Here is a 969-nt window from a genome sequence, read left to right on the forward strand (position 1 = left end):
CGCGCATGCCCCGGAACGCGCGGGGGTACGAGGCCGCCACGAACTCGGTGGTCCGGTTGACGTGCGAGGGCAGCGGACCGTAGACCACGCCGTCGCGGGTGCCGGCGGGTTCGGCCGCACGTTCACGCTCCAGGAGTGCCGAGGCGGGGCCCCACGTCGACGCGTCCTTCGCGGTCGGGATGCGCTGCGCGCCCCACTGCGGGACGGCGAGCAGCACGAGCAGCGCGAGACCGAGGACCGCGGTCCGGCGCCACGGGAGGACCGTCAGGCCGAGTGCGATCGCGATCGCGACCAGCGGCGTCTCGAAGGTGAAGTACCGCGGGTTGAACAGCGGCCGCACGAGCACGGACGCCACGTAGACGACCGCGGGCGGCAGGAACACGGCCGGCAGGGTGAGCGCGACCGCGGGGATCCGGTCACGCAGCCGCGGCACGACCACGGCGCCGACGGCCCCGACCGCGACCAGGAGCCACGCCACCGCAGCCATCGCCTTGGTCCCGGCGAAGAACTGTTGCAGGAAGACGAGCTTGACGATGCCGAAGCCCCAGCCCATCCGCCCCATGTAGTAGAGCTGCTGGTCCGCCTCGCCCGAGGCCAGGCGGACGAACGGCAGCAGCAGGGCTCCGGCGACGACCGTCGGGACGAGCCACCAGAGCGCCGTGCGCACGTGCGACCGACGTCCGCCCGGACCACCACCGAGCAGGATCCCGACGAGCAGCGTGACCCCGTGTGCGACGACCAGGAGCAGCATGTCGACGAAGAGCAGCCCGCAGCACAGCACGGCGACCCCGTAGAGCAGCCACCAGACCCAGGCCCGTCGACGCCGCTCCGCCGTGTGCCGCACGGCGACCACGAGCACGAGGCTCAGCACGACGGCGAACAGCGTGGTCGCCGCGTAGGACCGCCCCTCGCTGCCGGCCCAGGTGACCCGGGGGAGCACCGCGTACACGACTCCCGCGACGATGCCCG

General features: G+C 73.3%; 1 pseudogene. It reads right to left on the bottom strand.

What is annotated here, in order from left to right:
* Window positions 1–969 (bottom strand): annotated as a pseudogene (locus tag I59_RS22665) (hypothetical protein); the annotation flags it as partial.

The organism is Curtobacterium sp. B8, from assembly GCF_000333315.1.
Lineage (GTDB): Bacteria > Actinomycetota > Actinomycetes > Actinomycetales > Microbacteriaceae > Curtobacterium > Curtobacterium luteum.